Here is a 3,853-nt window from a genome sequence, read left to right as displayed (position 1 = left end):
CAATGATTGGGATATAGGTGAAATTTTGATAAGAATTTTGGTAACTGCAATAGTAGTTGGAATTGCAGCTTTCCTAACACCTGGATTTTCTATAAATAGTTTATGGAGCTTAATTTTAGCGGCTGTAGTCATAGCTTTATTGGACTATGTTATACAAAGATTTACTGGAGTTAATGCCACACCTTTTGGTAGAGGTATTACAGGTTTTATTGTAGCCGCAATCATTCTTTATGCTACCAAATTTATAGTTCCAGGTTTCAACATATCTATATGGGGAGCAATAATTGGAGCCTTAGTAATAGGTATAATAGATGTAATAATACCTGGAAAAGCAATGTAGTAAAATAACAAATAACCCTCTAATGAAAATTAGAGGGTTGAAATTTATATATAAATAATATACAATGATTAAGGATACCTAGATGGGGTATATAAAAGATAGCATATTAAAAGTGGGAGGAAATGATAATGAAAATCGAATTAACTGAAATGGCTCAAGAAGAGCTTAAAAAAGTATTAGATTCAAGAAAAGAAAAAAAGCCTTTAAGAATTTATATTGCAGGCTATGGCTGAGGTGGCCCATCATTTGGATTAGCTCTGGATGAGCTGAAAGAAGGAGATGCCTCAGTAAATGTAGGTGACTATACATTTTTAATAGAAGATTATTTAACAGAAAGTTTTGGTTCTTTCACTATTGATTATAGTGATAATTGGCTAAGGAAAGGTTTTTCAGTCATACCAGACAGAGGAGTTTCGTCTTGTTAAATAGATATTTTACAAAGGATAGGCAATTTTAAATTGCCTATCCTTTAATTTTATTATCCGATATTTAATAAAAGCTTGAATATGTGTTACAATAATATGAGAAGTATAAAATTTTTCTTGAAAATTTAAGAAAAATTTTATAATCTATTATTGTATAAAAATTGTTTCCCTAGGAGGAATATAGGAGGTGATGATTAGTGGATTCTGGTCCTTTGCCTAGGTTTAGTGTAAATATTATTAGACAAAAATTAAATAGGAAGAGCCCTAGTCATTACCATAAGCTAGAATTCTTCCAAGGGGGGTTAATATGGATGAAAGAAGATTAAAATATTTAATCCAAGAAAAGAAATATGTAACGTTAAAAAAAGAATTGGAAGAAATGAATGAAGTAGATGTAGCTGAAATATTGGAAGATTTAGATATTCATACTGCCTTATTGATATTTAGAATGTTGTCAAAGGATTTAGCTGTAGATGTATTTGCACATTTTTCAGTAGAACAACAAAGAGATATAATAGGATTGGTAACAGATAAAGAGTTAAAACATATTGTAGAAGAGCTATTTTTCGACGATATGGTAGATATTATAGAAGAGATGCCAGCTAATGTAGTAAAGAAAATTTTATTACATGCAAAAGAAGAAGAAAGAAATTTAATCAACGAATTTTTAAGATACCCTATAGATTCAGCAGGCAGTATAATGACCATAGAATATGTAGACTTAAAAAAGGCTATGACGGTAAAAGAAGCCCTAGAACATATTAAAAAAACAGGTCTAAATAAAGAAACGGTCTACACTTGTTATGTAACGGATAAGAACAGAAAATTGGAAGGCATCGTATCTTTACGAAAACTGGTAATTAGCGATGAAGAAAAAACTATTGAAGATATAATGGATAGAGATGTAATTTATGTTCATACCCATGACGATCAGGAGACGGTTGCAAGTATTTTCAAAAGATATGGATTTTTAGCATTACCTGTAGTAGATAAAGAAGATAGGCTAACAGGAATAATAACTGTAGACGATATAATGGATGTAATCGATCAAGAAACTACCGAAGACTTCCAAAGGATGGCAGCCATGTCTCCTACAGAAGAAAAATATCTTGATGCCAGTATTTTTAGTTTGGCAAAACATAGAATTATATGGTTACTAGTATTAATGATTTCTGCTACTCTTACAGGCGGTATTATAATGAAGTATGAAAAAGTTTTAGAAACTGTAGTAGTTTTAACGGCTTTCATACCTATGCTAATGGATACAGGAGGTAATTCAGGAAGCCAATCTTCGACTTTAATAATTCGTGGTATAGCTTTAGGAGAAGTAGAATTAAAAGACGCTGGAAAAGTCATATGGAAGGAATTCCGAATAGCTATTATTGTAGGTTTAGCCTTAGCAGTGGTTAATTTTTTTAGGATTTATTTTTTTGATGGTGTAGGGGTATTAATATCTTTTACTGTAACTTTTACTTTATTCGTTACAGTAGTAATATCCAAAGTAGTAGGGTGTATATTGCCTATGATAGCAAAAAAATTGAACATAGATCCAGCCATAATGGCAGGACCTTTAATTACTACAATTGTAGACGCTTTAAGTTTAGTAGTCTATTTTTCAATAGCCTCTTGGCTATTAAATATATAAATAAAAAGTTGGTTTTTACGATGAATGTAAAAACCAACTTTTGTTTATATGGATGAATCTATATAATATATTTTTCTAAATCCTTGCTGAACTCTTCAGATACTTTTTTAAATTCCATTATCTTTTCAGTCATACTTTTTATTTCATCAGTATAGGCAGTTACGTTGGCGCTAACTTCTTCACTAGAAGCAGAATTTTCTTCAGCTATAGCAGCTAAGGATTCTATATGTTGTGATATTTTATTCATAGACATAGTTTCTTTATTTAATTCATTAACCAATTCTATTATTAAATCCCCTACATTTTGAATAGACTCAACAGTATGGCTTGTTTCTATTGAAAGGTTCTTTAAATTGGATTTTTCAGTATCAAGTATATCATATTGGTTTTCTATATCTGAAACTAATCCATCAATCTCCATAACGAAAGTCTTTAGAATATCATTAATACTTTGTACAGCTTCCTTTGAACCCTCTGCTAACTTTCTTATCTCCATAGCAACAACAGTAAAGCCTTTACCGTATTCTCCAGCCCTGGAAGCTTCTATACTGGCATTCAATGCAAGTAAATTGGTTTGTTCTGCTATCCTTTCTACTGTTTCTACTATCTCTGTAACATTTTTAGCTCTGTTTTGGAGCACTATACTCTTTTCCTTTACTTGAGAAAATTCTTCTATTACTTGATTCAAACTATCGGAACTATATTTTAATTCTTCAAATCCAGTCCTTGTCTTATCCACAGCTATCTCTAGTTCATCTTTACCTTTATTTTCCTTTTCAGCAATATGGTTGAGAACCTCAATACTATTGTTTAGACGGTATGCTGCATTTTCTGTTTCCTCTGCCTGATTAATAGCACCATAGGCAACTTGTTCTACTACGGAGCTGATATCCTGTGATGTAGTACTCATATTATTAGATATTTGATTAAATTTATCTCCAAATACATTTAATTCATCGGTAGTTGCTTTATAGCCTACGAAATCAGTTTTTATACTAGTTTTAATATTATTAAGTCTATCATTTATATCTTCAAAAAAATCGTTTGTAAAAATATTCCTTTCGAAGGATAAATCCTTTTTTTCAATATCCTCTAAGGATTGAAATACACTTTTTAATGGGCTTAAAAGTATTTTTCCTATTATAGTTGGAATTAAAAAAGATAGAATTAACGTCAAAGGAACTAATACGTTTTTTTCCATATAATTAGATAAAATAACTAAAGGAATACCTACTAACAATAAAGAAGCTAGTCCTATTTTTCCTTCAAAATTTTTGATAAAACCGAAGGATAAAAATTTATTAAAACCATATACTTTTTTGTTATAAACTTCCTCTTGGAAGGTAATGGATATCTTTGTATATCCATCACTTTTTTCTAAAGTTTCAACTTGGATATCTTCTTTATAGTATTTAGCAGCTCCTTCCAACATACCATGAAAAT

5 protein-coding genes are annotated in these 3,853 nt (G+C 30.4%); 4 read left to right on the top strand and 1 reads right to left on the bottom strand.

The window, feature by feature from the left end:
• The 4 genes from VK998_RS08690 to mgtE all read left to right on the top strand — a co-directional run.
• Positions 1 to 340: phage holin family protein (locus VK998_RS08690; protein WP_325227690.1), on the top strand; the 340-nt coding region annotated here is incomplete at its 5' end.
• 128 nt (positions 341 to 468) lie between these two features.
• Positions 469 to 765, top strand: coding sequence for an iron-sulfur cluster biosynthesis family protein (locus VK998_RS12925; RefSeq protein ID WP_349254921.1), 297 nt, complete (start codon positions 469 to 471; stop codon positions 763 to 765).
• A 197-nt stretch (positions 766 to 962) separates the two neighbouring features.
• The gene (locus VK998_RS08685; RefSeq protein WP_325227688.1) at positions 963 to 1,091 is read left to right on the top strand and encodes a hypothetical protein; all 129 of its coding nucleotides are present in this window, start codon (positions 963 to 965) and stop codon (positions 1,089 to 1,091) included.
• On the top strand, positions 1,073 to 2,410 hold the full coding sequence (mgtE, locus tag VK998_RS08680; RefSeq protein WP_325227686.1) for a magnesium transporter: 1,338 nt from the start codon (positions 1,073 to 1,075) through the stop codon (positions 2,408 to 2,410). Before VK998_RS08685 ends, mgtE begins: the two co-directional genes overlap by 19 nt.
• 58 nt (positions 2,411 to 2,468) lie before the next feature.
• On the opposite strand, the gene VK998_RS08675 is transcribed toward mgtE, so the two are convergent.
• Positions 2,469 to 3,853, bottom strand: a 1,385-nt coding sequence (locus VK998_RS08675) for a methyl-accepting chemotaxis protein (RefSeq protein ID WP_325227684.1), incomplete at its 5' end; no start/stop codon positions are given.

Source organism: Schnuerera sp., assembly GCF_035459645.1.
Lineage (GTDB): Bacteria > Bacillota > Clostridia > Tissierellales > Tepidimicrobiaceae > Schnuerera.
Note: the sequence above shows the minus strand (reverse complement) of the source record. Positions and strands in the feature narration are given on the sequence as shown.

Bases quoted from the DNA above. Each gene is read 5' to 3' on its own strand.
- mgtE (WP_325227686.1), top strand. From the start codon at position 1,073: ATGGATGAAAGAAGATTAAAATATTTAATCCAAGAAAAGAAATATGTA.